The 26,091-nt window shown below is 58.4% G+C and carries 22 protein-coding genes; 8 read left to right on the forward strand and 14 right to left on the reverse strand.

Annotated features, from left to right (window positions below):
• Position 1: 1 nt before the first annotated feature.
• Positions 2-1,822, forward strand: coding sequence for an SEC-C metal-binding domain-containing protein (locus tag ACWF8S_RS07960; protein ID WP_447556567.1), 1,821 nt, complete (start codon positions 2-4; stop codon positions 1,820-1,822).
• On the opposite strand, the gene ACWF8S_RS07965 is transcribed toward ACWF8S_RS07960, so the two are convergent.
• Entirely contained in the window at positions 1,819-3,174 is a 1,356-nt protein-coding gene (locus tag ACWF8S_RS07965) for an AmpG family muropeptide MFS transporter (RefSeq protein WP_447556324.1), read from the reverse strand. The genes ACWF8S_RS07960 and ACWF8S_RS07965 overlap by 4 nt on opposite strands.
• A 106-nt stretch (positions 3,175-3,280) precedes the next feature.
• Between ACWF8S_RS07965 and ACWF8S_RS07970 the strand changes: the two genes are divergently transcribed.
• Positions 3,281-3,799: an FKBP-type peptidyl-prolyl cis-trans isomerase gene (locus ACWF8S_RS07970; RefSeq protein ID WP_447556325.1), complete on the forward strand. Its 519-nt coding sequence runs from the start codon at positions 3,281-3,283 to the stop codon at positions 3,797-3,799.
• A 231-nt stretch (positions 3,800-4,030) separates the two neighbouring features.
• Here ACWF8S_RS07970 and ACWF8S_RS07975 read toward each other — a convergent pair whose 3' ends face one another.
• From ACWF8S_RS07975 to ACWF8S_RS08000, 6 genes are all read right to left on the reverse strand, one after another.
• Positions 4,031-4,492: a group I truncated hemoglobin gene (locus ACWF8S_RS07975; RefSeq protein ID WP_447556326.1), complete on the reverse strand. Its 462-nt coding sequence runs from the start codon at positions 4,490-4,492 to the stop codon at positions 4,031-4,033.
• A 12-nt stretch (positions 4,493-4,504) separates the two neighbouring features.
• Positions 4,505-5,383: a DUF3034 family protein gene (locus ACWF8S_RS07980; protein ID WP_447556327.1), complete on the reverse strand. Its 879-nt coding sequence runs from the start codon at positions 5,381-5,383 to the stop codon at positions 4,505-4,507.
• A gap of 30 nt (positions 5,384-5,413) precedes the next feature.
• A complete protein-coding gene (locus tag ACWF8S_RS07985) occupies positions 5,414-7,756 on the reverse strand; it encodes a putative bifunctional diguanylate cyclase/phosphodiesterase (protein WP_447556328.1) in 2,343 nt (780 codons plus the stop codon).
• A gap of 102 nt (positions 7,757-7,858) precedes the next feature.
• Entirely contained in the window at positions 7,859-8,530 is a 672-nt protein-coding gene (locus ACWF8S_RS07990) for a Cupredoxin (protein ID WP_447556329.1), read from the reverse strand.
• A gap of 218 nt (positions 8,531-8,748) precedes the next feature.
• Positions 8,749-9,165: a transglycosylase SLT domain-containing protein gene (locus tag ACWF8S_RS07995; protein ID WP_447556568.1), complete on the reverse strand. Its 417-nt coding sequence runs from the start codon at positions 9,163-9,165 to the stop codon at positions 8,749-8,751.
• Positions 9,166-9,322: 157 nt separating this feature from the next.
• Entirely contained in the window at positions 9,323-11,050 is a 1,728-nt protein-coding gene (locus ACWF8S_RS08000; protein ID WP_447556330.1) for a proline--tRNA ligase, read from the reverse strand.
• Positions 11,051-11,292: 242 nt separating this feature from the next.
• Here ACWF8S_RS08000 and ACWF8S_RS08005 point away from each other — a divergent pair, with 242 nt between their 5' ends.
• Entirely contained in the window at positions 11,293-11,727 is a 435-nt protein-coding gene (locus ACWF8S_RS08005) for a hypothetical protein (RefSeq protein WP_447556331.1), read from the forward strand.
• Between the two features lie 38 nt (positions 11,728-11,765).
• On the opposite strand, the gene ACWF8S_RS08010 is transcribed toward ACWF8S_RS08005, so the two are convergent.
• The 3 genes from ACWF8S_RS08010 to ACWF8S_RS08020 form a co-directional block, all read right to left on the reverse strand.
• Positions 11,766-12,956, reverse strand: coding sequence for a benzoate/H(+) symporter BenE family transporter (locus ACWF8S_RS08010; RefSeq protein ID WP_447556332.1), 1,191 nt, complete (start codon positions 12,954-12,956; stop codon positions 11,766-11,768).
• Positions 12,957-13,090: 134 nt separating this feature from the next.
• A complete protein-coding gene (locus tag ACWF8S_RS08015) occupies positions 13,091-14,509 on the reverse strand; it encodes an amidase (RefSeq protein ID WP_447556333.1) in 1,419 nt (472 codons plus the stop codon).
• 656 nt (positions 14,510-15,165) lie between these two features.
• Complete coding sequence (locus ACWF8S_RS08020; RefSeq protein ID WP_447556334.1) at positions 15,166-15,903, reverse strand: Crp/Fnr family transcriptional regulator; 738 nt, start codon at positions 15,901-15,903, stop codon at positions 15,166-15,168.
• Between the two features lie 614 nt (positions 15,904-16,517).
• On the opposite strand from ACWF8S_RS08020, the gene ACWF8S_RS08025 reads away from it, so the two are divergent.
• A complete protein-coding gene (locus ACWF8S_RS08025; RefSeq protein ID WP_447556335.1) occupies positions 16,518-17,105 on the forward strand; it encodes a helix-turn-helix domain-containing protein in 588 nt (195 codons plus the stop codon).
• Here the strand turns inward: ACWF8S_RS08025 and nfo are convergent.
• Both nfo and ACWF8S_RS08035 read right to left on the reverse strand, forming a co-directional pair.
• On the reverse strand, positions 17,075-17,935 hold the full coding sequence (gene nfo, locus ACWF8S_RS08030; RefSeq protein WP_447556336.1) for a deoxyribonuclease IV: 861 nt from the start codon (positions 17,933-17,935) through the stop codon (positions 17,075-17,077). The two genes, ACWF8S_RS08025 and nfo, sit on opposite strands and share 31 nt — an antisense overlap.
• A gap of 99 nt (positions 17,936-18,034) precedes the next feature.
• The gene (locus ACWF8S_RS08035) at positions 18,035-18,799 is read right to left on the reverse strand and encodes a glycerophosphodiester phosphodiesterase family protein (protein WP_447556337.1); all 765 of its coding nucleotides are present in this window, start codon (positions 18,797-18,799) and stop codon (positions 18,035-18,037) included.
• 154 nt (positions 18,800-18,953) lie between these two features.
• Between ACWF8S_RS08035 and ACWF8S_RS08040 the strand changes: the two genes are divergently transcribed.
• A complete protein-coding gene (locus ACWF8S_RS08040) occupies positions 18,954-19,931 on the forward strand; it encodes an NADPH:quinone reductase (RefSeq protein WP_447556338.1) in 978 nt (325 codons plus the stop codon).
• A 68-nt stretch (positions 19,932-19,999) separates the two neighbouring features.
• On the opposite strand, the gene ACWF8S_RS08045 is transcribed toward ACWF8S_RS08040, so the two are convergent.
• Positions 20,000-20,644, reverse strand: coding sequence for a TenA family protein (locus ACWF8S_RS08045; RefSeq protein ID WP_447556340.1), 645 nt, complete (start codon positions 20,642-20,644; stop codon positions 20,000-20,002).
• Between the two features lie 260 nt (positions 20,645-20,904).
• Here ACWF8S_RS08045 and ACWF8S_RS08050 point away from each other — a divergent pair, with 260 nt between their 5' ends.
• The 3 genes from ACWF8S_RS08050 (at position 20,905) to ACWF8S_RS08060 (ending at position 24,242) form a co-directional block, all read left to right on the forward strand.
• Complete coding sequence (locus ACWF8S_RS08050) at positions 20,905-22,755, forward strand: SLC13 family permease (protein WP_447556341.1); 1,851 nt, start codon at positions 20,905-20,907, stop codon at positions 22,753-22,755.
• A gap of 81 nt (positions 22,756-22,836) precedes the next feature.
• A complete protein-coding gene (locus ACWF8S_RS08055) occupies positions 22,837-23,604 on the forward strand; it encodes a DeoR/GlpR family transcriptional regulator (RefSeq protein ID WP_447556342.1) in 768 nt (255 codons plus the stop codon).
• Positions 23,605-24,017: 413 nt separating this feature from the next.
• Positions 24,018-24,242, forward strand: a complete 225-nt coding sequence (locus ACWF8S_RS08060) for a hypothetical protein (protein WP_447556343.1) — start codon at positions 24,018-24,020, stop codon at positions 24,240-24,242.
• A 27-nt stretch (positions 24,243-24,269) separates the two neighbouring features.
• Here the strand turns inward: ACWF8S_RS08060 and ACWF8S_RS08065 are convergent, their stop codons facing one another.
• Positions 24,270-25,919, reverse strand: coding sequence for a glycerol-3-phosphate dehydrogenase/oxidase (locus ACWF8S_RS08065; protein ID WP_447556344.1), 1,650 nt, complete (start codon positions 25,917-25,919; stop codon positions 24,270-24,272).
• Between the last annotated feature and the right edge of the window lie 172 nt (positions 25,920-26,091).

Genomic DNA, 26,091 nt, shown 5'->3' on the forward strand with positions numbered 1-26,091 from the left:
AATGCTGGCGGTATGGGTCGATCAGCTGCTGGGATTTGCCTCAGGGGCGCTCTCGGCAATCAGGCAAAAAGAACACTATCCCGATTTCATGACCTGGGTGCGGGCGCAGGGTGCCGAGTTTTTCAATGGCGATGTGGCAACGGCCCAGGCGCTGGCGCCGATACTCTGGTCACAGACACCCCTTGAACGCCTCGATTTCGCCAGCGAACCGCTGGCCACTCCCGGGCGCAACGAACCCTGCTGGTGCGACTCCGGACGCAAGTACAAGCAGTGCTGTCAGCGTGTGAATTTCCCCACTGAAATACCGGCGCAGATGATGTGGATGCTCTCGCTCAAGGAGTGGAAGGGCGCCACACTCAAGGGCGCCCTCGATAGCCATCAGGCTCCCGCCCAGGCGCTTCTGGAAGGCGGGCTGATTGCCGCGGAAAGCGGCCAGACCGGTCGCGCCATGCAGATACTCGAGTCGCTTTTCGATGGCAGTGATTGGTCGCGTCTGCCCGATCAGGCCGAGCCGGCGTTCGAGATTCTGCTGGATATCTACCAGGAGCGCGGCTTCACTCGCAAGCGCGCCGACCTGCTCGATGACGTGATGGAGCGCGGTCCGCTGTTTCTGCGCGGAGTGGCTCTTGAACGACTCTGTCTGATGCATCTAGACAATGATGATCTGGACAGCGCCCGGGGAGCGTTCATCAAGGCGATGCAGGCGCTGCCGGATTCGCCCACGCTTGCTTATATCGAGGCGATGTTGCTGTTGCACGAGGGCCACGAGGAAGAAGCCAAGGAGCGCGCGGACTTCTGGTACCGCCGCCTGGTGCGCCAGGGGGGCCTCGACGAAGAGCAGCTCGATTTCCTGGCCGCTCTGGCGGATAACCCCGGCGCGACCCTGGCCGATCAATTGTTGAGCGCCGAGGACGATCTGGCCACGCCGTTGATCTCGCTGCAGTCGCTGCTGGCCGCACTTCCCACTGCGCCGAAGCTCGACATCCAGCCCTCTGACGACGGCGAACGTCTTTTCTATACCACCACCGCCCGGGAAGAGACGCTGTTTGCCGCCTGGCACGAGCAGTTCCAGGTGTGGGTGGATGACGACGTGGCGCTTGGCTTTCGCGACGACCCGTGGGGCAATGCGGTGGAGTGGATGTCGGCGCTTTGTGCCAACCCCGAGTGGCTGGATGCGCCCCAGGTCGTTCAGGATGTGACCCTGGCGCTGACCAGCCGCTTCGGTAGTCTGCCCTGGATGGCGCCGAGCCTGCTGGAGCCGCTGGCGGTTCGTCTGTCGCGCTGGCTGGAGCAGGCCCGCGCGGCAGGTGACGGCAATCTTTGCTGGGACGACGCCCATAACGTCATGTTGCTGCGCACCGGCCTGGCGCTGGTGGTCGGCATGGAGCGTGGCGCTCGTCAGCACTCTCGCGAGCTTGCCGAAGAGCTTCTGGAGATCGACCAGGAAGATAGCCTGGGGCTCAAGGAGCTGGTACTGGATCAGCTTCTGCGCGATGACCGCAACCAGCAGGCGCTGCGGCTGACCGAGGAGAGCCACAAGGATGATGGCTCACTGGTGCTGGGCCTTTTGATGGGACGCACGCTGGCGCTTTATCGTCTGGCCGAGTACGACGCCGCCGAGCACGCGCTGCATAAGGCGATGGACCACAACCGTCACGCGCTGGAACTTATCTGTGCGGAAAGCCCCAAACCCTCGCTTCCCTACGCGGATGGCCAGGTGGACCCGGGCTCACGCGCCGAGGCGTGGCAGTATCGAACGCTGATGCGCGATCAGTGGCGCACCACTCCCGGTGCGCTTGAGTGGCTGATTCAGCACCGCTAGCGCTTCGACCCCCCTGGAAGATCCTTGTCCTTATTGACCCAGACCGCCAGTAACACGGCGGGCAGGCCCAGCACGGTCGCCACCACGAAGAAGGTGGCGTACCCCTGGGCCGCCACTACCAAGCCACCGAAACCACTCAGGAACTTCCCCGGCAGCGTCATGAGCGACGAGAACAGCGCGTATTGGGTCGCGGTGTAGGCTTTCGAGGTCAGACTCGACAAGAACGCGATGAAGATGGCGCTGGCCAGACCGTTGGCCAGGTTATCGCCGATGATGGTGACCACCAGCATGGGCAAGCGATCCCCCATCAGCGCCAGGGCGGCAAACAGTAAATTGGTGACCATCACAAACCCCGCTGCCACGATCAGCAGGGGGCCTATCCCGTAGCGCGCCACTAAAAGCCCGCCCAGAATGCCACCGGCAATGCTCATCGCGATGCCGAAGATATTGGTCACCGCTGCAATGGTCTCGAGGGTGAACCCCAGGTCGATATACAGCGGGTTCGCCATGGAGCCCATGGCCAGATCGCTGATTCGAAAGACGGCGATAAATACCAGAAGCCCCAGCGCCTTGACGCCGAAACGGCGAAAGAAATCGAGAAACGGGCAGATGATCGCGCCGATGGTCCAGGCGATGGTGCGCCGATAAAGTTTGGGTTTACCCCGGCTTTGGCGAATGAAGGCGCGCACGCTGGGTTCGTGAACCAGTTGAATCGACAGTGAAGCGCGCTGAGGCTCTGGGCGAATCAGCACGGTCAGTACGCCCACGCCCATCAACGCTGCCATGGCGAGATACGCCACGTACCAGGAAAATGCCGATGCGATATAGAGCGCCCCGGCACCGGCGGCAATCAACCCGCAGCGGTAGCCGATGATATAGGTCGACGACATCGCCGCCTGAAGATCGTCGCCGGCGGATTCGATGCGGTAAGCGTCCACGGCGATGTCCTGGGTCGCCGAGCCAAACGCCACCAGCAGGGCAAACGCTGCCACCCAGAAAAGATTGCCGACCGGGTCGATGCCCGCCATGCCGACTAACCCCGCCACGATGGTGGCCTGGGCGACCAGCATCCAGCCCCGGCGCTGGCCCAGTCCCCGGGTCAGAAACGGCAGTGCCAGCCGGTCGACCACCGGTGCCCAGAAGAACTTGATCGAATACAGAATTCCGATCCAGGAGAAAAAGCCGATAGCCGCCACCTCGACGCCGTCGCTTCGAAGCCAGGCGGATAGCGTGGAGAATACCAGCAAGAAGGGCAAACCCGCTGAAAACCCCAGAAACAGCATGGTGATGACCGGCGCGCAGAAGTAGACGGCCAGCGCACTGCGCCAGCTACGCCGAACATAAGGTTCCATGGTTTTAAAACTCCAAGAAAAGCCGGCAACGATAGCCTTGAGAAAACGTGACGATGGTAAACTAGCCACGTGAAAGAGCCGATAGCTTACCGGAGAGGAGTTTTCCGTGTCGATTACGCCACACCAGGTCGTCAGTCTACATTACGTATTGAGCGACGTGCTAAGCGATGGGACGCTTGCGCCGCTGGATGATTCTTATGCGCGCAACAAGCCGCTTGAGTATCTACATGGCCACGACAATATTCTGCCTGGCCTTGAGCGCGCGTTGAGCGACAAGGCGCCAGACGATGCGTTTAGCGCAACGCTTGCCCCCGAGGATGCCTACGGGCTTCGCGACGAAGCCCTGGTGCAGACCCTGGGCAAGGATGCCTTCGGCAGCGCCCCGCTGACCCCGGGCAGCCGCTTTCAGACCGAAGGCGAGGCGGGCCCGCAGATTGTCACGGTGCTGGGTGTCGAGAACGATAGGGTGCGCGTGGACATGAACCACCCGCTGGCGGGGCGTACGCTGAACTACCGCGTCAAGGTGCTCAGCGTACGCGAGGCGACCCGTGCCGAACTGGCCAAGGGCCACCCGCTGCCCCCCGGCACCGAACATAAAAAGGTGGAAGACCGCAAAGTGCTCTAACGGATCAAAACATGACAGAGATCAGGGTTTTTCAAACCCGAACCCCGTAAGGTGTTCACAGGCGATTGGCACGCAGCAGGTTCGGTTTTCTTGTCAGCGTGCATTTGCCTTGTCAGGGGGAAGGCTTGCGCCTTCACTAGCCGGCCCACGAGGCCGGCTTTTTTTATCTGCGTTTTACCTGCCTGTCTGACCCGGATGGCTTACCTGAATGGCCTGCCGGCTCCTGGTCAGCTATTGATAGCGCATGATATCGCCATGCAGAGGGGCCAGGCGGCCGAGTATTGCGTTGCGCGCGCTCAGCGGCACCTGCTGCGCCTGCATGGCGGCGTCGAGATGCTCGACCAGACGATTGAAGTGGGCGTCGGTGATGCCCATGTTCTGATGAGCACGCTCCATGGGCGGGCCCTCGTAGCGACAGGGCCCGCCGCTTACATCGCAGAATTGGCTGGCCAGTGAGCTTGCCAGGTAATCGATGTTGGTATTGGCAAAGAAACCGACCAGTTCCGGGTCGTCGGCAACGCGATACAGAAAGCTCTCGACCACGGCATCGATGGTGCTTTCACCCCCCATTCGCTCGTAAAGCGTTGTCTCGGGGGCGGTATGCGCGCAGCCGGCCAGGGCCAGAACGCTTGCAAGCAGTGCTGTTGCCAGGTATGTGCGCCGAGCGCGGCATTGGTTCTTTGAACGTGTCATCAAGCCCTCCACTTAAAAAGCAGCCTGGAGTGAAAGATAGCCGCCACGCTGAGAGGGCAGGCCTGCGATGTCGCCCAGATCCAGCCATGCGCCGGTCAGGGAGACGTGTTTGGTGAAGAAGTAGGCGCTGTAGAGACTTTGCCAGTCATCTTCCCGGGCCACGCTCAGGTTGTCGGGTTTTTGACGATACTCCGTACCCACGATCCATTGCGGTGTGATGAAAAGGCCAACGCTTCCCTCCGCCACCCACTGGTGGCCCCCCTGGTCGCCGCCAAAACCCAGGAGTCCTCCCTGGTTGGCTTCAGTGTTGCGCAGCGTCGCGTTGAGCAAGACGTTGCGTCCGGCCACAGCGGCGAACAGCAGCTTGCTGGCACTCAGGTAGCCATCACTTCCCCTCGTTCGATGGGCCCCCAGAGCACTTGGGGTACTACCATCCACGAGCCGCTTGTGCTGAACCCCCGCGCTCCAGATGCCCCAGGGGTGATAGAGCACATCGCCCCATAAGCGCAGCTTGGCACCATAGATATCCTGCTCCAGCTGGCCGCCCAGGGTTTCCAGGTCAAGCGTCTGGCGCGCGTAGGAGATCTCGACGCGATCATGGACATTCAGGCTGGCGCCGACGACCGTGAGACGATAATCATCAAGCCAGGCACGCGATGACATCGCGGTCGCCCCGATTTCCTGAGCGCTGGCGGTACTGGACAGTACCGCCCAGGGCGATAATCCGCCCCCGGCGGCGCCTTCGATGGCGCTGACGCCGCCCGTGCTCATGATGCGGCTACCGGCCAGTGAATCCGTGGCCACCAGTGCCAGAGCCACGGCCGCAATACGGGTCAGTAACCGTCGTGCGGTCGGGCAAGAGGGGAATATCGATGCATGTGAAGTGAACATCCTGAACATCCTGAAGCTCTCTTGAGGGTTCTAGACCGATAGATCGGGCAAGGGAAGCGATAGTGTCTCGAAGTTATCCAGCCATCCGGTCAACGCATCGCTGGGCATCGGCTTGGCGATCCAGTAGCCCTGCAGATAGTCGCAGCCAAGCTTGCTCAAAAGCTCGGCACTGGCACGATTTTCCACACCTTCGGCGACCAGCCGTAGCCCCAGGCTATGGCCCATTTCGATCGTCGAGCGGACGATGGTGACATCGTCCGCCTGCGTATCCAGAGCGAGCACGAAGGATTTGTCGATTTTCAGCTCATTCACGGGCAGGCGCTTGATCTGCGCAAGCGAGGAGTAGCCGGTGCCATAGTCGTCGATGGCGATCGATAGCCCCAGGCGGCTGAGTTCGAGCAGGGTTTTGGAGGCGATGTCCACATCCTGCATGACCGCGCTTTCGGTCACTTCGACACTCAACTGCCGGGAGGAGAGTCCATAATGCTGCAAGAGCCCGGCGATCTGCTCGGAAAGCTGAGGGTTCATGACATCGCTGGCGGAGAGATTGACCGCCACCGACAACGGGTAGCCGTCCTGTTGCCAGGCGTGTAGCTGCGCGCCGATGTGCGACAGCATCCACTGGGTCAGCATGCCGATATGGCCGGAGCGCTCCGCCAGTCCGATGAATTCATCCGGGGGAATGAACCCCAACTGCGGATGATGCCAGCGCATCAGCGCTTCACACTGATCGACCCGACCGGTTTGCGTATCGACCTTTGGCTGATAAGCCATCCAGAGTTCACCGTTATCGACGGCCCGCTGAAGGTCGCGAATCAGGGTGAGCTGGCGCTGGTGCTGTTCGTCCTGGCCCTCCTGATAGCATTGATGGGCGCTGCGCTGGCGCTTGGCCATATCGAGGGCGATATCGGTGCGACGCAATAGAAGCTGGGGCGTATCGCCATGGTCGGGGTAGTTGACTTCACCGATGCTCAATGAGGGCGTGATGGGCGATTTATCGAGGTGGATCGGATAACAAAGCGTCGTGAACAGGTGGTCTTGCCACTCGTCGTCGTTTTCCGCCTGACGGCGCATCAGAAGCAGCTCATCACCATCCAGTCGATAGGCGGTGCTCTCGAAGCCGTCCAGGTCTTGCAGGCGCTGAGCCAGGGCTACCAGCACGTTGTCTCCGAGCGCGTAGCCGAAGGTATCCTTGATATCGCGAAAGTTGTTGATCGCCAGACGTATCAGGGTAAAGGCCGTGCCGGAATCGATTGCCCGCTGGATATCTTCCTCGGCACTCATGCGATTGGGTAGGTCTGTCAAAAGATCGTGACGTGACTGGTAGAGAAGAACGGCCTCACGCTTTGCGATCTCGTCTTGCATGGCCAGAAGGGTCGAGCCGAGCTGGCTCGTTTCACTGCGCTGGGCGCCTTGGGCAAGATCGGTCACGCGCTCGCCCTGACCAATGCGCCTTGCCGCCGAAGCGAGCGCCATCAGGGGTTTGCTCATGCTGCGGGCGCTCCATATGGCCACCAGAATAGTGAACAGCAATATCAGCGCCATGATCCCAAGAAGCTGCCATTGCAGCGAGCGATAACCGCCCAGCAACTCGTTGCGCGATAGCTGCAGAAGTACGTGGGTCCGTTGGGTATCGTCCGCGTAGAGGGTACTGGCGTAGGAAAGATACTCCTCATCGGGCGTCATCTGGCTCGTGGTGGAATACTCGCCACCGGTGAGCTGTTCGCTGCTGTTGCGTACTAGCTCCCGCGCTGTCTGCGCCGGGTGCGAGCTTGCAAGATAGCTGATCATGTCGCCTTGATAGGTGACGACGTTCGTATCGAGGCCGGTCAATGCCATGATCTCGTCGGTCACCGCTTCATTGATCAAAAACCCCATGCCTACCCAGCCGATCAGGTGGGGCGCACGAACCGGCAGCAGGGCGAACTCAAAAGGCTGATCGTCGACCACGACGACACTCACTGCCGAGCCGTTCAGGTTGGCGCGCTCGAAAAGCTGCGGGAAAGGCATCTCGCTGTCGCTTGCGTGATGACTGCTCGCTAAAACACGCCCTTCCAGATCGCTGAGAAGCACTATATCGGCGTTGGCGCGGGCGCCGTGGTTTGCCAGTACAGAATAAAGTGTTTCGGTATCCTGGGTGGATACCGCGCTTTTAAAACCGAAGTCGTCGGCGAGAATGGCAATATTCTGGCTGAGCTGCTCACCACGGGCTTCGAGAAGCTGGTGAAAGACGTTGGCACCGACCTCCAGGCGCTGGCTGCCTTTAGCGAGGATGTCGTTTTGGGTTGCTCGCAAGAACGCCGCGCCGGTGGCAAGTTGCGACACGATCACCACGGTGAGCAGTACCAGCATCAGACGCGTTCGAAAGCGCATGGCATCCTCGAGATAACGGCGCCTTTAAAAACGACTTTTCTGGAAGTGACCTTCATCAAAGCAACTTTCCCGGTAGCGATCCCGTAACGTATCAACATCGCATCACGTCTCGGTCGCCTTTCGAAAACGTTGTTGAAGAGGTGAAAGCGTGGGCGCCACCGGCGGTAAGGCGTTGAGCTCGAGGCGAACGTCCAGCGCATCATTCTGGGTTATATCGCCCTCCCACCAGATTTCCTGCCGGTCATCAAGCTGCGGATGCCACACCCGTACACGATGCTCGCCAGGCGGTAACGTGGAGATTTCCAGCACGCCGTCGGCGCCGGTCTTTTTCACGTAAGGCGCCTCGCTTACCACGATGAAGGCCTGCATGTTGTCATGAATATTGCAGCCCAGTACCACGATTCCGGGTTGGTCGAACTGGATCGGCGTAGGGGTTTCCTTCAGGTAGAGGTTCAGCTCGAAGGTTTTCGCCGGTGAAAACGAGTAAACGTGATGGCGGGTCGTATCCTGGTTGGGAAACGAGACCAGGCTACCCACCGGTACGGCCAGCACCTTGGGATGAAACGCAGCGTTTCGCTGATAGATATCGCCCTCTTGCGTGGTGATGGGCGCTTCGCGGGGGTAGTGAATCTCGACAACGGCGTCTTCGAGCGGCTGACCGTTCGTATCGTGAACCGTGATGACCGCGCCGTGAACAGAAGAGACGACCGATACAAGAGCCAGCACCGCAGTGCGTGCCGAATTCTTGAAAAGACGATGTGAGGGTAGCTTCACAAGATCCCCATTTGCACTTGAGAAATGTTGGATTTAATACTGTATGGATTGCTGCAAAAAGTCATGCTTTTTGATTAACGATAAGCCAACTTTGGTAAGAAAACACTAAAAATGAATGATCAGGTTTCTGCTTCACGCAAGCAAGACGCAAAACAAGGGGAGTGGAAGAGAGCGAAAAGAAGAACGAGAAGAAGAACGAGAAGATGTCGGCGTACTGGTTAACGCCAGGCGCTTTGCCAGGTATGCATGACCCGCTCGGGGTACCAGGTCTTGCCCAGACTGCCATTATAACGGGCAAGGGCGCGGGTGAAGTCGCCGTTTTCCACCGCCAGGTAATGGGCCAGGATCGTACAGCCGTAGCGCAGGTTACGATGAGGGTCGGTAAGATCATCCATGGGCAGGCCAAGCTCGGCAACCCAGAAGGGCATGATCTGCATGAGACCGGTAGCGCCGGCAGAAGAGACTGCATCCTGTCGAAAAGCGCTTTCCACCTCGATCAGCGCAAGCACCAGGTTGGGTGGAAGCCCCGCCAGTCGCGCTTCCTGGTAGAGACGAGCAAGCAGCGCTTCGCGCTGCTCTGCACTGGCAATGAACCGGGATAGCGGCACGTGCATGCGCGCCTGCCACTCTCGCATGGCATGGTGTTGAAGGTTGCCCGACGCCTCGAAGGTGGCGCGCAGGGGCTCACTTCCAGCGCCATGAAGCGGGGCAAGGGCAAGGCACAAAAGCGTGCCTGCCCATATCCAGCGCTTTAACCTGACTTTTCCATGCGATGCCACCGGGAGCCCCGGATCAGGCGTTGTTGCCGGCTTTTTCGTCGAGAAAGGCAATGATCCGATCGTCAGCCACCATGGTAGCTTCCGTATCGCGGCGCCCCTTGTACTCGAGCTCGCCGTTATCCAGCCCTCGGTCACCGATGACGATACGATGCGGTACGCCCATCAGCTCCAGGTCGGCAAACTTCACGCCCGGGCGCGTATCCCGATCGTCCAGCAGCACGTCGAAGCCTGCCTGGGTCAGCGTCTGGTAGAGAGCCTCGGAGGCCTCGCGAACGCGCTGAGACTTGTGGGCGTTCATGGGTACCAGCGCCACGTTGAACGGCGCGATGGCATCAGGCCAGATGATGCCTGACGCGTCGTGGTTCTGCTCGATGGCCGCCGCCACCACGCGGGTGATACCGATACCGTAGCAACCCATCCAGGGGTGGCTGGTCTTGCCGCTGTCGCCCAGTACCTTGGCGTCCATCGCCTCGGAGTATTTCTGTCCCAGCTGGAAGACGTGACCCACTTCGATGCCGCGCTTGATGGAAAGCGTGCCCTTGCCGTCCGGCGAAGGATCGCCCTCGACCACGTTGCGCAGATCCGCCACCGCAGGCAGGGCGACATCGCGCTCCCAGTTGATGTTGAAGTAGTGCTTGCCTTCGATATTGGCGCCCGCGCCGAAATCCGACATCAGCGCCACGCTGTGATCGGCGATGACCGGCATATCCAGCCCCACCGGGCCCAGCGAACCAAAGCCTGCGCCAGCCGCGGCGCGGATCTCCTCTTCATCGCCCATGGTCAGCGGGGCAGCTACTTCAGGCAGGTTCTCCGCCTTGACTTCGTTGAGCTCGTGATCACCACGAACCAGCAGTGCCACCAGGCCGCCCTCGGCACCCCGTACGATCAAGGTCTTTACGGTCTTTTCGATCGGCAGGCCGTGCTGCTCGACCAGCGCGGCGATGGTCTTGGCATCGGGGGTATCGACCAGTTGCATCTGCTGTGTCGGCGCTTCATGGGAGACATCGCTGCCCAGCGGGGCCGGCAACGCTTCGGCCTTTTCCATGTTGGCGGCGTAGTCGGATTCATTGGAGAAGACGATGTCGTCCTCACCGGAGCTTGCCAGCACATGAAACTCGTGCGAACCCGTGCCGCCGATCGAGCCGTTGTCGGCGATCACCGGGCGGAAATCGAGCCCCAGGCGGGTAAAGATACGCGTATACGCCTCGTACATGGTCTGATAGGTCGCCTTGAGCGAGTCTTCGTCCACGTGAAAGGAGTAGGCATCCTTCATGATGAATTCCCGCGAGCGCATTACACCAAAGCGTGGGCGAATCTCGTCTCGGAACTTGGTCTGGATCTGGTAGAACGTCGCGGGCAGCTGCTTGTAGCTGGCGATTTCCTTGCGCACCAGGTCCGTGATCACCTCTTCGTGGGTCGGGCCGACGCAGTAGTCGCGGTCGTGCCGGTCTTTCAGGCGCAAGAGCTCCGGGCCGTACTGCTCCCAGCGGCCGGACTCCTGCCACAGATCCGCAGGCTGTACCGCAGGCATCAGCACTTCCTGGGCGCCGGCGCGGTCCATTTCTTCGCGCACGATGGCCTCCACCTTGCGCAGCGTGCGAAGCCCCAGGGGCAGCCAGGTATAAAGTCCCGAGGTCAGACGACGGATCATGCCGGCGCGCAGCATCAATTGGTGACTCACGACCTCCGCATCGGCCGGGGTCTCTTTTAGTGTGGCAATCAGTAGTTGGCTGGCGCGCATGAGCGAGAAGCTTCCTTTAGGGTCGATAATGCTGAGAATCGGTATGGCAAAGCGCGGTAGGGCGCTTTCAAGCGTTGAATGATTGCATTGTACGGCCCAGCGGTAAAGGCGGCAAAATTCAGTGTCTTGAGCCATAAAGCGTTAACACGATTATGCTAGACTACGCCGCTTTTAGTGGTATAACCGCTTAACCTGGCGGCCTTTTTTCAGGCCGGTATTTTGGAAATCAAGGGAATACATCAATGAAACAGCTCGTACGCCGTGGGTTGAAAGGCGCCTTAGTGGGAAGCCTGGTTGTCAGTTTAAGCGGTTGCGGTACGCTGTTTCACCCTGAACGCAAAGGCCAGCTGAGCGGCGATGTGGACCCGGTGGTGGCGATCGCCAATGGGGTGGGGCTTCTGTTTTTCATTCTGCCCGGCGTGATTGCCTACGCGGTGGATTTCTCCAACGGCACGATTTATCTGCCAAGCGCCACCAGCGCGTCCATCGATACCCTGATGCTTGACGATTCCCGGGACCTGGCATCGCTTGAAAGGCTTCTTTCCGACAAGGCCGGCCAGCCGGTGAACCTGCACGACGAGCTGATGATCATGGAAGAGGTGGCGAGTCTGGATGAGGCGCTTGCCATGGTTCGCATGTCCGGCATCATGGACGACGAGCGCCTGGGCGTTCTCTGACGCCGCTGCCGGGCGCTTCTTTTAGCGCTGACTGACGTTCAGGCGTGGCGCTGGGTGAGCTTCAGCGTGATCAAACCCGCGACCAGCCCCCAGAAGGCGCTGCCGATCCCCAGAAGCGTGACGTTGGCCCCGGTCAGCAGAAAGGTCACGATGGCCGCATCACGCTGTTCGCCTTGGGCAAAGGCGCCGGCCAGCCCACCACTCAATGTGGCCAGCAGCGCAATGCCGGCCAGGGCCGTGATCAGTGCCCCCGGCAGGGCGTTGAACAGCCCGGTCACCGTCGCCCCAAAAATCCCCATCAGGATATAGAATACGCCTGCGGCGACACCTGCCGTATAGCGTCTTCGCATGTCCGCGTGGGCGTCCGGGCCGATGCACACCGCCGCGCTGATTGCCGCCATGTTCAGCGCGTAGCCACCAAAAGGTGCCAGCAGAAACGTCGCCGCCCCGGTCCAGCCGATCAGCGCAGAACTATCGGGCTGGTACCCCGCCGCTCGCAGTACGGCAACCCCTGGCAGATTCTGTGTCGCCATGGTGATGATGAAAAGCGGAATGCCGATGCTGATCAGCGTGGTGGGGGCAAAGGCCGGTGTCATGAAAACCGGCAGCGCCGGCGTCAGCGGAATGCCCGTCACGTTTACCTGGCCAAGCAGCAAGGCGGCCAAAAGCCCTGCCAACAGTACCACCGGCACGGCAAGCGTTGGCCACAGCCGTCGACCGGCTACCCAGGTGAGCAGCATGACAAGCGGTAAGAGCCATTGGGTTTGCATCACGTTGAAAAGATCGAGTCCGAAACGCAGCAGAATCCCTGCCAGCAGAGCCTGGGCAATGGCATTCGGGATATGGCGCATCAGTCGCTCGAAAAGCCCGGTGACACCGCAAAGAGTGATCAGAAACGCCGAGAACAGAAACGCCCCGATGGCTTCATCCAGGGGCACGCCGGGCAGGCTGGTGGCCAGAAAGGCCGCTCCGGGGGTGGACCAGGCGGTGAGCAGCGGCATGCGGTAGCGAAGCGAAAGCCCCAGAGAAGTGAGCCCCATGCCGATACCCAATGCCCAGAGCCAGGAACTGATCTGCGCCGCCGTTGCCCCTGCCGCCGCGGCAGCCTGAAAGATGATCGCCGCCGAGCTCGTATAGCCGATGGTGACGGCTACCAGTCCCGCCGTCACGGTGGAGAGAGTGGTATCTCGCCAAAGCGAAAGACCGCGGGTATGGGGTTGCTGGAGCATGGTCGCGAAGCCTTCAAGGTAGTCGTCAGTGTGCGTTATGGCGCACTTCGAGACGTTACCATTGTGCGCTATAGCGCACAATGGATAACAGCCCGATCCGAATGCTTGAACCGGGTGCCTTGAAGCAGGGAGTGTCAGCCGGCGGTATGGGCAGGGTCGGGAATGCTTGGAAAGCGGGGTGGATGGTTCGTCATATAAGCGTGGCACGCCCTCAAGACGCGAATGTCGTCGTACTTGCCACCGGCCAGCTGAAAACCGACAGGCAGGCCCTGCTCAGTGAAGCCGCAAGGTACCGAAGCCGCTGGCTGCTGGCTCAGGTTGAAAGGGTAGCTAAATGATGCCCACTCCTCCCAGTCGCGCATGCCGCTGCCTGGGGGCACTTCATGATGAAGTTCAAAAGGGGCAATGGTGACTGCCGGGGTCATCAGCAGGTGATACTCCTGATTGAAATGTTCCAGGCGCTGAGTGATGTAGGCGCGCTCGTTGAGCGCCCGAAAAAGCTCGAGCGCTGTAAACCCCTCGGCTTCATGGGCATTGGCCACCAGCCCCGGGTCCAGAAGTTCGCGCTTTTCGTCGCTCAGCTGCTCCCATTGATGAAGAGAGGCGGTAAACCAGAGCTTGCGAAACGTGTCGATCGGCGACGTCAGCCCCGGGTTGACCTCGACGACCTCGGCGCCCAGTCTGCTCAACTGGTTGGCCGCCTCACGCACACGCTGGGCCACCTGTGGGTCAACCTCGGCAAAGCCCAGATCCGGGGAAAAACCGATACGCAGGCCCTCCAGACTCTTGTGCAGGTCCTCTCCCCAGCAAGCTGGCTGGCCACGGGTGGCATAGGGGTCACGGTAGTCATAGCGACCCATGACGTTGAGCATGCTCGCCGAATCCTCTACCGTGCGGGTCAGTGTTCCCAGGTGGGAAAGACTCGGCTCCTTGGCCGGCGGCCACTGCGGCACCCAGCCATAGGTAGGCTTGAAACCAAACACCCCGGTAAACGAGGCGGGAATGCGAATCGACCCGCCAGAGTCACCGCCCTGGTGAAGCACACCCATGTTCAGCACCGCGGCCGCTGCGGCCCCGCCGGATGAGCCGCCTGCGGTCAGCCGCGTATCCCAGGGGTTGGCGGTGGCGCCGAACACGCGGTTATCGGTGACGGCTTTCCAGCCAAATTCCGGCGTGTTGGTCTTGCCCAGAAGAATGGCGCCAGCTTCGCGAAGCATTCGGGCCGGCGGGGCGTCGGTCTCGCAGCGTGTCTGTTCGGTGGTCAGCGAGCCTTCATGGCAAGGCATGCCGGCCACCTGAGTCAAATCCTTGAGCGAAACGGGAATACCGTCAATGGGGCTTTGCGGCTTGCCCTGGCCCCAGCGGCGGGCCGAGGCTTTCGCAGCGCTTTCAGCCCCCTCGACATCGATATGAACGTAGGCGTTGACCTCGTCGTTGAAGCGCTCGATGCGCGCGAGGGCGGCGCGGGTAGCCTCCAGCGGCGAGGCCTTTTTCGATTCATAAAGCGCTCGCAATGACTGGGCATCCATCAAGCCTAGATCGGTATTGCTCACAATCCCTCCTCGTTTGATCCATTACCGGTTTCATGCATATAGAAGATGTCAAAAATGATGTAAGCCTAGGCAAGTAGCGGTTTGGGTGCAAAACGATCACCTTGGCTCGTCCTGCGCCGGTTGTCGGGAGGGCTGAAACCACGACTTCAGAGTAAGTAGCCTTGGCCCCAAAAAGTGGCTGCATGAGACACAGAATAAAGTGCCAACTTTGATTGGAAAATTAAGGTGGAGTCTGGTTTTTTTAATGAAAATAGACTATTTTTTTAATGTTTAACGTGTCTGAAAAGTTTGATTAGAATCACTAAATAGAGCGTGAGTGGTTGAAAATAAAGCACATTTGAATAATATTAAAGATTCGGCAGGCAATGATTTTTGCTTGATCCTCTAAATAAAAATTTATATTTAAGTTGTTTGAATAAATTATCCTAGATTACTTACTAAAAGGGTTCAAGAAGGCACTATGAGCTTACTGAGTAAGGACACACAGTAAGGAATGTCGAGTCGGGAAGACTCCCTAAGGATGGGCAGGCAGGACGCTTGCAAAGCTCACAAGGAGGTCAGGCAGGAAGCCTGCAAAGTTTACAAGGATGCATAAGTAAAGCCCGGCCTTACGGTCGGGCTCTTCATTTTGGTTCATAGTGCAGCTTCTGCTTTCGTTATAACTCCCGAGCCAGCTCGGGCGGGGCGTTATCCAGATGCAGATAAGTCGCATCGAAACCGCAAAATTCCTTTATGGTTTCCCAGTCGTTTATTTTGAGAAACTTTTTTTCCCAGGAAATCAGTCCATCAGCGCGTAATTTGCTGACGATACGGCTAGTATGAACCGGCGTGATTCCCATGGCTTCGCCTATTTGCTGCTGGGTAAGAGGAAGCTCGAATCCATGATCCTCCGTCAGGCCTGCCGCGCGGGAGCGGGTCAGCAGTTCGCAGAATAGATGGGCCATTCGTTGGTCAGCACGCCTGCCCGCAATATTGAAGATCCACTCGCGTAACGTGGACTCATCCACCAGCATTGACCAGAAAAGAGCGCGCGCCACCCGGGGATGATGTTCATATATCTCTTCGATGCCGTGCTTGGGAATGGAGGTGAATTTTGAAGGCACGACAGCACATATGGAATGATCCATTCTCTCCACCAGGGTAATGTGCACATCGCAGGCATCACCCGGAATGAGAAAGGCGAGTGCCTGGAACTTGCCTTCTTGACTGATCTTGTAACGAGTAGCCCAGCCTTCCAGCAATATATTGATTTCGTAAGGCTTGTCTTCTTCTTGTATGAGGTTTTCTGACTTTTTGAGCGTTCGAACCGGCGTAACGTAGCTTTCAAGGGCGCTAATCTCTTCAGGTGTGAAGGTCTGGAAATTTTCTAGTTTCTTGATGAAGTTTTTAAGCAAGTTGAAAGCCCTCTGGATTTCTTCTTATTTTAATGACTGGGATTTAAAATTATAGATGTTTAATAAAAAATATTATTATTTATTGATAATAATTATTAGTTATTCAAAAACAATAAATTAACAGCGCCTTATAATCAATACAGTAAAGGGTCACGTTGGAAGCTATTTATATTTAGCTATCATGTCTTTGTTTTATGTGGTGTAGGCAACATAACGCTATGTGGTATAAGTAACATAACCCTATGTGGGGTAGGCCACATAATATAGAAGGCCTTTTCAAGTTAACGGCGTTCAGTTTGTCAATAAAGAAAGTAGTATGTTTAAAATGAATTTATAGCTCTCGAACATATGCTATCTGGTCGCACCTTGTTGAGCGGGTAATGATAAGACGGTGGTTTTCGGGGCATATGGCATGTCATGCTTTTGGGCGAGAAGGATGCTTGTGCTACTACGCTCGAGCATAGGGGAATAAGCGCAGGGGAGTAAAAGCTTACCGTATGCCGCTTTTTAAAAAGCAGATGGAGAGCCAGGATTGGTTCGCCATGGAGGCTCAGGCGGTAATCAAGTGATACCTTTATTTCACTGACAGACGGATTATTCGACAGGGGAATGAGATGACAAGCGAACCGCCCGCCATTGCCGAGCACATCGCCAATACCGTCAAGGGGTTGCGCAAGGGGCGGGGCTGGAGTCTGGACGTGGCAGCTTTAGAGACAGGGGTAAGCAAGGCGATGCTGGGGCAGATCGAACGCGGTGAATCAAGTCCCACGGTATCCACCCTCTGGAAGATTGCCAGTGGATTCCGGGTTTCGTTTTCACAGCTTTTCGATAGTGGCCAGCCCTTGCAGGGTGAGCTCAAACGCAACGGCCGGGAATCGGTGTGGGGAGAGGACAGTGCGGGTATGCAGGCAAGCTTGTTGTTTCCTTTTGACCCGCTGTTGGGCTTTGAGATGTTCATGATCGAGCTTGCTCCGGGTGCGATGAGCGAGTCAACGCCCCACGCCAGCGGCGTGCTCGAACATATCGTGATCATTGAAGGCGAGATGGAGCTTCGTATCGACGAGCGCTGGCAGCGCCTGAGGGTGGGCGAGGGGCTTCGGTTTTTCGCCGACCGGCCCCACGCCATGCGCAATAGCGCCAGCACCCGGCTGCGCTTTCACGATGTGATTCACTACCTGCCCGGTGCGGTCTCGGGCAATTGAGTACGCAGCCAGCGAATCTCTTCCGGCCAGCTGTCGGGCTCGACGGTTTCCAGGATCAAGGGAATGTCATCCGTGCGTGAGTCCTGCACGATGGTGGTAAACGCCTCCAGCCCGATAGTGCCTTTGCCCAGGCTATGGTGACGGTCCACCCGGCTGGCGTAGTCGCTTTTGGCGTCGTTCAAGTGCATGCCGCGCAGGTACTCGAAACCCACTACGCTTCCAAGCTCATCCAGAGTCTGTTCGGTGGCCTTGTCGCCGCGCAGATCATAGCCGGCAGCGAAGGCATGACAGGTGTCAATGCAAACGCCTACACGGCTTTTATCGTCCACATGCTCGATGATGGTCGCCAGGTGCTCAAAGCGCCACCCCAGATTGGTGCCTTGTCCGGCGGTATTTTCAATCACCGCGGTCACGCCGCTTGTCTCGTCAAGCGCCAGGTTGACGGATTCGGCAATACGCAAAAGGCAGTCGTGCTCGCTGATCTTGTTGAGAAAACTGCCTGGATGAAAGTTCAAGAGCTTTAGACCCAGCTGCTCGCAGCGCTGCATCTCATCGACGAACGCGGCGCGGGATTTGGCCAGGCCTTCCGGCTCGGGATGGCCCAGGTTGATCAGGTAACTGTCGTGGGGGAGGATCTGCCCAGGGCCGAAGCCATGTTCGTCGCAGGCTTTCTTGAAGGCGCTGATGGCCTCCGGTGTGAGCGGTTTGCCTTTCCACTGACGCTGGTTCTTGGTGAATAGCGCAAAGGCGTTGGCGCCGATCTCGACCGCACGATGAACGGCCTGATCGGGCCCGCCAGCCGCACTTACGTGCGCACCGATATACTTCATGGCAACTTCCTTACTGCATGGGATTTCCTGCACGGCATTTCTGCACGTCATTTCTTTACGATCTTTTGGTACGGTCTTTTCTATACGGTCGTTTCTGAATCAGGCGGAATCGCGATGATCGAGAAAACGCTTGAATGTCACCGGCTCGTCGGTAATGGCACAGGCGACACCCCAGGCCCACCGGCTATCGAAGGCGCTCGGGTCATTGGGGGTGTAACACAGAAGATGATAGCCCGCCTGTACCATTGCCTCGGCCTGGGGGCGTTTCAGCCTCGCCCAGTCGGGATGAATGCTGAACGCTTCGACTGTTTCGCAATGCGCTTGCCACTCCTTGGGGATGCTGCCGAACAATACGCCCAGCGCCAGGTCTTCCTTGGCGGCAAAGTGGCGACAGCGGGCCAGGGCGGCCATGTCGAAGGATGAAACGATCCGCCGCTGGGGGGCGATCCTTTCCAGAAGGGTGGGCATGACTGCATTCACCAGTGCGATTGGGTCGCGGTCCTTGTTCACCTTGATCTCCAGATTGACCCCCATCTTGAGATCGCTCAGAAGCGTCAGCATTTCATCGAGGGTGGCCATCCTTTCTCCCACGAAACGATCACTGAACCAGCTTCCTGCGTCCAGGCGTTTGGCGGATTGCAGGCTCAGGTCTTGAAGCTCACCGCGCCCATCGGAGCAGCGGCTGACATTGCCGTCGTGCCAGATAACGGGGGTGGCATCCCCCAGAAGCTGTACGTCCAGCTCCACCCAGGTAGCGCCAGCATCATAGGCGGCGCGCACGGCGGCGAGCGTGTTTTCGGGGGCGGCGGCGGAGTAGCCGCGATGGGCGACAAGCGCCGGTAGCAGAATGCCTGGGTGCGACATGAAGGGTCCATTGATCCAAAACTTGAAGTTGCCAGTCTAGCATGGGCCGGTGACAAGCCAATGGCGCCATGGGCGTGTGGCTTGATTTATCGCGCGCAACGCGGTTGGATAAAGACCCGTTAAGTTTCCTGATCGATAAAAAGGAGTGTGCATGATGGCCAAGCGGATTGAGTTTGCCAGGACCGGCGGCTCGGAGGTTCTCGAGATCAAAGACGTTGAATCCAGGGCCCCGGGCAAGGGCGAGGTTCGTATCGCCAACAAGGCCGTCGGGCTCAACTTCATCGACATCTACTTTCGCACCGGCCTTTACCCGGCACCTTCCATGCCCTCGGGCCTGGGAACCGAAGGCGCGGGCGTGGTGGATGCGGTCGGCGAGGGGGTCAGTCATCTCAAGCAGGGCGACCGGGTAGCCTACGCCCAGGGGCCGCTGGGCGCTTACGCCGAGCTTCATGCACTGCCGGCGGACAAAGTGGTGAAGCTGCCCGACGCCATCGACTTTGAAACCGCCGCGGCCAGCATGCTCAAGGGTCTCACGGTGCAGTACCTGCTTCGCCAGACCCGCGAACTCAAGGGCGGCGAGACCATTCTGTTTCACGCCGCAGCCGGTGGGGTGGGATCCATTGCCTGCCAGTGGGCAAAAGCGCTGGGCGTGAAGCTCATCGGAACGGTGAGTTCCAGTGAGAAGGCGGAGCTGGCCCGTGCCAACGGTGCCTGGGCGACGATCAACTACAGTGAAGAAGACGTGGTCGAGCGCGTGCGTGAGCTGACCGATGGCCAGATGTGCGATGTGGTTTACGACTCGGTAGGCAAGGATACCTGGGAGGTGTCGTTGAACTGCTTGAAACCGCGCTCGCTGATGGTCAGCTTCGGCAATGCCTCGGGGGCCGTGGACGGTGTGAATATCGGTATTCTGAATCAGAAAGGGTCGCTGTTTGTCACCCGCCCCAGCCTGAATGGCTACGCCGATACCCGCGAGCGCCTTGAAGCCATGTGCGAGGATTTCTTCGCCATGATCGAGAGCGGCAAGATCAAGGTCGATGTGGCCAACCGCTACCCGTTAAGCGATGCCGGCAAGGCGCAGGATGCCTTGCAAAGCCGTAAGACCACCGGTTCCACCATCCTGCTTCCCTGAGCGCTGCCTCACGACACCTCCCTACTAAAGCCGCACACGCGGCTTTAGCTGTCACTTCTCATGGACGCTTAGGCACGTTCATCGAAGGCCATATCGAAAAAGCGCTCTTCGATTTGGCTGGCTTCGACGAACGGCTCGCGAAGCGTTTCGAAGTCGCGCTCCTGGCCAACGCGATTGAGCTCATCGCGCAGAAAGTCCACCCAGCGTTCAAAGGCCGGTTCGTTATGGAGCACGATCCAGTCACGGTGTTCGGGTCGCTCGGGCAAAGGCGCCCCGGCGCGGCTTGCCCACTCGAGATAAAGCCATTCGGCAACCACCAGCACGACAAGAATCAAGGCGTAGTCCTGGGAGTGGCAGGCTTTTTCCATCAGCGCGATAAAGGCCCGGGTCGGTTCGGCAAGCGGCGGGGCTTGCCAGTGCGCTTCAGGCACGCCCAATGTCTGGAAGGAGTCGATGAAGTAGCGATACTCGCTGCCGGCCAGCACCGATAGCTGACGCGCGTGTGTCAGGCGCGCTTCAGGGTCATCGGCGGCGCATACCGCGGCACCCAGCAAGCGGACAAACGTATCGCAGAAGCGAAAATCCTGAACCAGGTAGCGTGAAAATACGTCGTTGTCGATATCACCCTGCAGCAACTGATCGACAAAGCGGTGCTGAACACAGGCGTTCCAGTGGGGTTGGGCCGCTTCACGCAGGCGGTGACATAAATCCATGAATTTTCCTTTTGTATTTGGCAAGACCGCCAGCAGTTTAACCAATAAGGGCTGGCTTGGGAAAATCGCTATCCGTAACCAAGAGCTGTACTGGCGTACAAATAGCGTATAATTTAGTCGCGCAGCGGGGTCGTCAACCTGGTTTCTACCCGCGTTTCTTCGACCTGGTTTTTTTAATCTATGTTGCGGTCAGACTTGATAAATCGATAGATTACAGGACGCCCGGTGTGTGCCGAGGCGAAAAAGGGAGATCCTGCTACATGGCGATAGAGTCGATCGGGCTTGCCCCCAGTACGCTGATTTTCATCATACTGGGACTGACCTTGGTGGCGTTTATCTGGGGGCGGTTTCGCTATGATCTGGTGGCGATGTCAGCACTTCTGATATCGGTGGTCTTCGGACTGGTACCGGCGCAGGAGGCCTTCAACGGCTTCGGTCATCCGGCAGTGATTACCGTGGCGGCGGTGTTGGTCCTGAGCCGTGGTTTTGAACGCTCGGGGGTGGTGGATGTGATTGCCAGGCAGGTGCTCAAGGCCGGTGACCGGCTGATGCTGCAACTGCTGGTGCTTGTAGGAACGGTGGTGGTGCTGTCGGGCATCATGAACAACGTGGGGGCGCTGGCGCTGCTGTTGCCGGTGGCCATGCGTCTGGCCCGGGAAAACAACACCTCGCCTTCGCTGCTGCTGATGCCCCTGGCCTTTGGCTCGCTGCTGGGCGGGCTGACCACGCTGATCGGCACGCCACCCAATATTATCGTGGCCACCTACCGGGGCGACATTACCGGTGAAAATTTCAGCATGTTCAGTTTCTCGCCGGTGGGCATTGCGGTGGCCCTGGCGGGGCTTGCCTTCATCGTCTTGCTGGGGTGGCGCTTGACCCCCAAGCGCAACAGCCAGGCGGGCACCGCGGACATGTTCGATACCGCCAACTACCTGGTGGAGCTTAAAGTCTCCGAAGAATCCAAGGCCAATGGGCTGACGCTCCAGCAGCTGCGTGACGAGCTCGATGAGACGATTCCGGTGCTTGCCGTGGTACGCGATGACAACCGGCGGGCAGGCTACTCGTTTCATGGTGTGCTCAAGCAGGGCGATATCCTGCTGCTCGAGGCCGGCCCCGACGAGTTGCAGCTGCTCGAAGACAAGGTAGGCTTGAGCGCTGTGGCCGAGCTCGAGGAAGATGACCGGGATGCCGTGCAGGAGCAGAACGCTTCAGGCAGCACCGAGGAGGATGACGAGCCCGTGGATACCGAGGGCTTGCAACTGATCGAGGCCGTGGTGCGCAACGATTCGATGATGGTGAACCGTAGTGTACGCCAGCTTCGCCTCAACCATCAGTTCGGCCTTCATCTGGTTGCCGTGGCGCGAGACGGCGGGCGTTTGAAGCAGCGCCTTCGTGATATTCGTTTTCAGACAGGTGATGTCCTGCTGTTGCAGGGCAGCGAAAAGGAGATCCGCGACAGCCTCTCATCCTTGGGTTGCCTGCCGCTGGCCAGCCGCGAGCTGCACCTGGGCCAGCCGCGCAAGCTGATGTTGTCACTGGGGATCTTTGCGCTGGCCATCCTTTCGATGTTCTTTGATATTCTGCCGGCGGCGGTAGCAATGAGCGTGGCGGCGGTAGTATCACTGTTGATTGGTGTACTGCCGCTTCGCGAGGGGTATCACGCCATCGATGGCCCGGTAATTGTACTGCTGGCCGCCATGCTTCCCGTAGGCGAGGCGCTTGAAACCAGCGGTGGCGCTGATATCATCGCCAACTCGCTTTTATATTTTGGCGCCGATTGGCCGGTGGTGGTGTCGCTTGCCGGAGTTTTTCTGCTGTGCATGCTGCTTTCCAATATCGTGAACAACGCAGCGGCTGCGCTCTTGATGGCTCCGATTGCGGTGAGTCTGGCCAACGGGTTTGACGTTGCGCTGGAGCCCTTTTTAATGGCCGTGGCGGTGAGTGCCTCCTGTGCATTCCTGACCCCCATCGGGCACCAATCCAATACCCTGGTGCTGGGCCCGGGCGGGTACCGCTTCAGCGATTACTGGAAGCTTGGCCTGCCGCTTTCGGGCGTCGTCATGGTCACTGCCATTCCGATCATCCTGCTGGTGTGGCCCTTGTCCGGCTAGCAGGCGGGTCATCAATCTTGTGGATCTGATGGCAAGCGCAGGACCGCTTGCGTTTGCCATCCAGAATAAAAGGCTCGGCCCATGAATCAACAGTATCGCCAGGACGCCATTGTCGAACTGGTGCGCCAGCATGGCTACGTGAGCATAGAGCAGCTCACCGAACACTTCTCGGTCACACCGCAAACCATTCGCCGCGATCTGAATACGCTTTCCGACAATGGCCGTATTCGCCGGGTTCACGGCGGGGCGGGGGTGGAATCCAGCACGGTGAACACCGCCTACAGCACCCGCAAGACGCTTCATCTTGACGAAAAAGAGCGTATCGCTCGTTGTATGGCCAGCCAGATTCCCGATCATTCCTCGCTTTTCATCAATATCGGCACCAGCAACGAGATGATCGCCCAGGCGCTCATGGAGCACCAGGGCCTGGAGATCATTACCAACAACTTGAACGTTGCCGCGATCTTGCAGCGTAAAGAAGACTTCACCTTGATCATTGCCGGTGGCCAGGTACGCAGTCGGGATGGCGGTATCATTGGCGAGGCCACCATCGACTTCATCAATCAGTTCAAGGTGGATGTCGGCATCATTGGTATCAGCGGTATCGACGAAGACGGCTCGCTGCTGGAGTTCGACTACCAGGAAGTGCGTGTGGCGCAGGCCATTATCGCCAATTCTCGACGGGTCTATCTGGCGGCGGACTATTCCAAGTTTCATCGTAATCCGGTGGTTCGTCAGGGCAATATCGCTCAGCTGGACGGACTGTTTACCGACCGCCAACCGCCCGAAGCCATTGTCCGACTGCTCAAGGAGCACAATGTCGCGCTGCATGTGGCTCAGGATGTCTAATCAGGTGCGTTGAGCGAAGTCGCTTGAATGACGCCGTTTCGTTAAAAAAAGCCGCTACGCCTCACCGGCTTTTTTTCTATCTGCTCATTGTTGTTTCCAGACGTTCTGATCACTTGATCACCCTAAAACACCTGTTTGAAATTAACCGACATGAATACCTCCAGATAGCGGTGATTGTAGTCGAGTTACAACCCTGCCCACGGCCAATGACGCATTGTGAGCCGGGGGTGCGTCCACCATAGTCTCATCATGGCTTTGGTTGCTTGAACCCTTCAAAGCCCGATGCTGGCGCTTTATAAGCTAGAGCGTACAAGAGGACACCGCAGGGTTTATCGCCTCGCGCGTCTGCGCCTTACCCAAGGCGCTCATGGTCTCTTTCAAATCAGTAAGCGATAACAATGTTGAGGTGGGTTATGAACTGCATCGAGTTGAACCAGCAGGCGGATAGGATCGCTAACACGTTTAGCAAGCAGGAACTGGCCAAGCTAGTGCTCGCCCTTAAAGGGCAGCGCGAGTCGCTGCAGCACGCAGTGGAGGTGATCGACACCATCGATAGCTGTGCAGGCTACTCCATCGAGCAGGCATGGGAAGAAGTGCTTGCCGGGGATTCCCCGCTAGTGATCGATCACGAAGAGTAGTACGCGGCCCCCTGACGGGGGCTTTTTTCATGCCGGGCTTGCGGCGTGAGCCACCGCCGGGCGCGTGGTGTCGGGGTTGTCAAGGAAGTAGGCATCAAGGCGCGCCTGGGCTTCATCGCCAAAAAGTATCCTGCAGGCTTTCCTTAATCCTTCGGAGCGCTCGAGTTCGTCGCGATGCACCACCAGCGACACTTTCGCGCGACGGCGCAGGAAGTCCTCGAGCTGAGTGATCATTTCATGATCTCGGGCGTATTCAAGCTCACAGTGGATGTACTCGGTTCCCTCGATGAGTAGCTGCGCCTGGGTCGCATCCTCGCGGATCCTGTCGAGCATGGGGAACGCCTCGGCCCCGTAGCGGCGCCAGAGGCGCGATGAAAGCTTCTCGGTCGACGTGTCCGCCGTCAGACGGTCAAGCTTCATGGCCTGGGCTTTCTGCATGAAGGAGGCCTTCACGTCGCTTGCAGGCTCGCCATACCAGCGAACCCTGGGTGTATTTAGATGTACCCCCAGATTCGAGATTTCTTCGGCAATCTCTTCACCCACGTTGAGACAATCGGTCAGCTTGCCGCCAAAGATACTGATGTGGGCCGTTTCACGATGGGTATCGATGACGTGCTTGCGGGACAGCTGCAGAAAATCGCGTTTCTGGCCCTTATCCGTCTTGACCGCCAGCGGGCGCACCCCGCACCGGGTGGAAATGATGTCGTCCTGGGTCAACGGTGTCTCAAGAGTCAGACGCGAGTTGATGTTATCAAGAACGAACTGAATATCCTCCTGACTGACTTCGGCGTTGGGGTGTTCCATGTGTGTGTCGGTCGTGCCGATACAGGTACGGTTACCCATGGGAATCACGAAGAACAGCCGCCCATCATCAGCGAAAAACGCCAGTACCCGCCTGGTTTCAGTCAGCTGGGGCACGATCAGGTGAATACCCTTGGAGTACATGTGCTGATGCGAGGTGGTCTGTTGGGTAAGTGTGTTGTGCTCATCCACCCAAGGCCCGGCGGCATTGATCAGCACCTTCGAGCGAATGGTGAACGTGCTGTTGTCCATCACGTTGCGAACCTTCGTGATCCATAGGCCGTTTTCCCGTTCGGCTCCCAGCGACTCCACATAGTTGGCCGCCACCGCACCAAACGTCATCGCCTGGCGCACGAAGTTGAAGACGAAGCGGGCATCGTTATCGTAAAGATAGGCGTCGGAGTACTCGAAGCCACCCACCGCACCCTGGGTCTGAATGATCGGCTCCTCCTGCTTGATGTCTTTCGGCGAAAGAAGGCGGGGGCGCCGGGTGAAGCCATTGCCCATCAGCCAGTAAAGCCAGGTTCCTGCCCATAGATAGCGTGGCGAGTGACGAAAGCCCTGGGTGATCGTGGTGAGAAAGCGGATCTCCTTGACCGTGGAGGGGTAGCTCTTGATCAGATGATTGCGACTTTTGCAAAGCTTGCGCACCAGCGCAAAGTCGTTGCTCTCCATGTACTTGATTCCCCCCCACACCAGGTTGGAGGAGTGCATGCTGGTGCTGCCGGCGAAATCGCCTCGATCGATCAGCGCTACCTTCGCGCCTTTCCCCGACAAGGCCGCTGCGGCGGCGGCGCCGTTGATGCCACCGCCGATAATCAGCGCGTCATACTCCTCATGGGGTAACTTCTCGAGATTGCGAGTTCGAAGCGTCATAACGATTCCAGTCAGGGCCAGAGCGTAAGGCTAGGGGCAGGGTGGAGTGAATTTTCAATAACGAAACTATAGATGATCGTTTTCGAACATTCAACGCGTTTAGCGGCTCTGGCTGCTGCTGGGCGATAGCTTGAAAGCCCCTGTACTCGAAAGTCATGTATTCGAAAGTCAG

It is taken from the genome of Vreelandella xerophytica, from assembly GCF_968048975.1.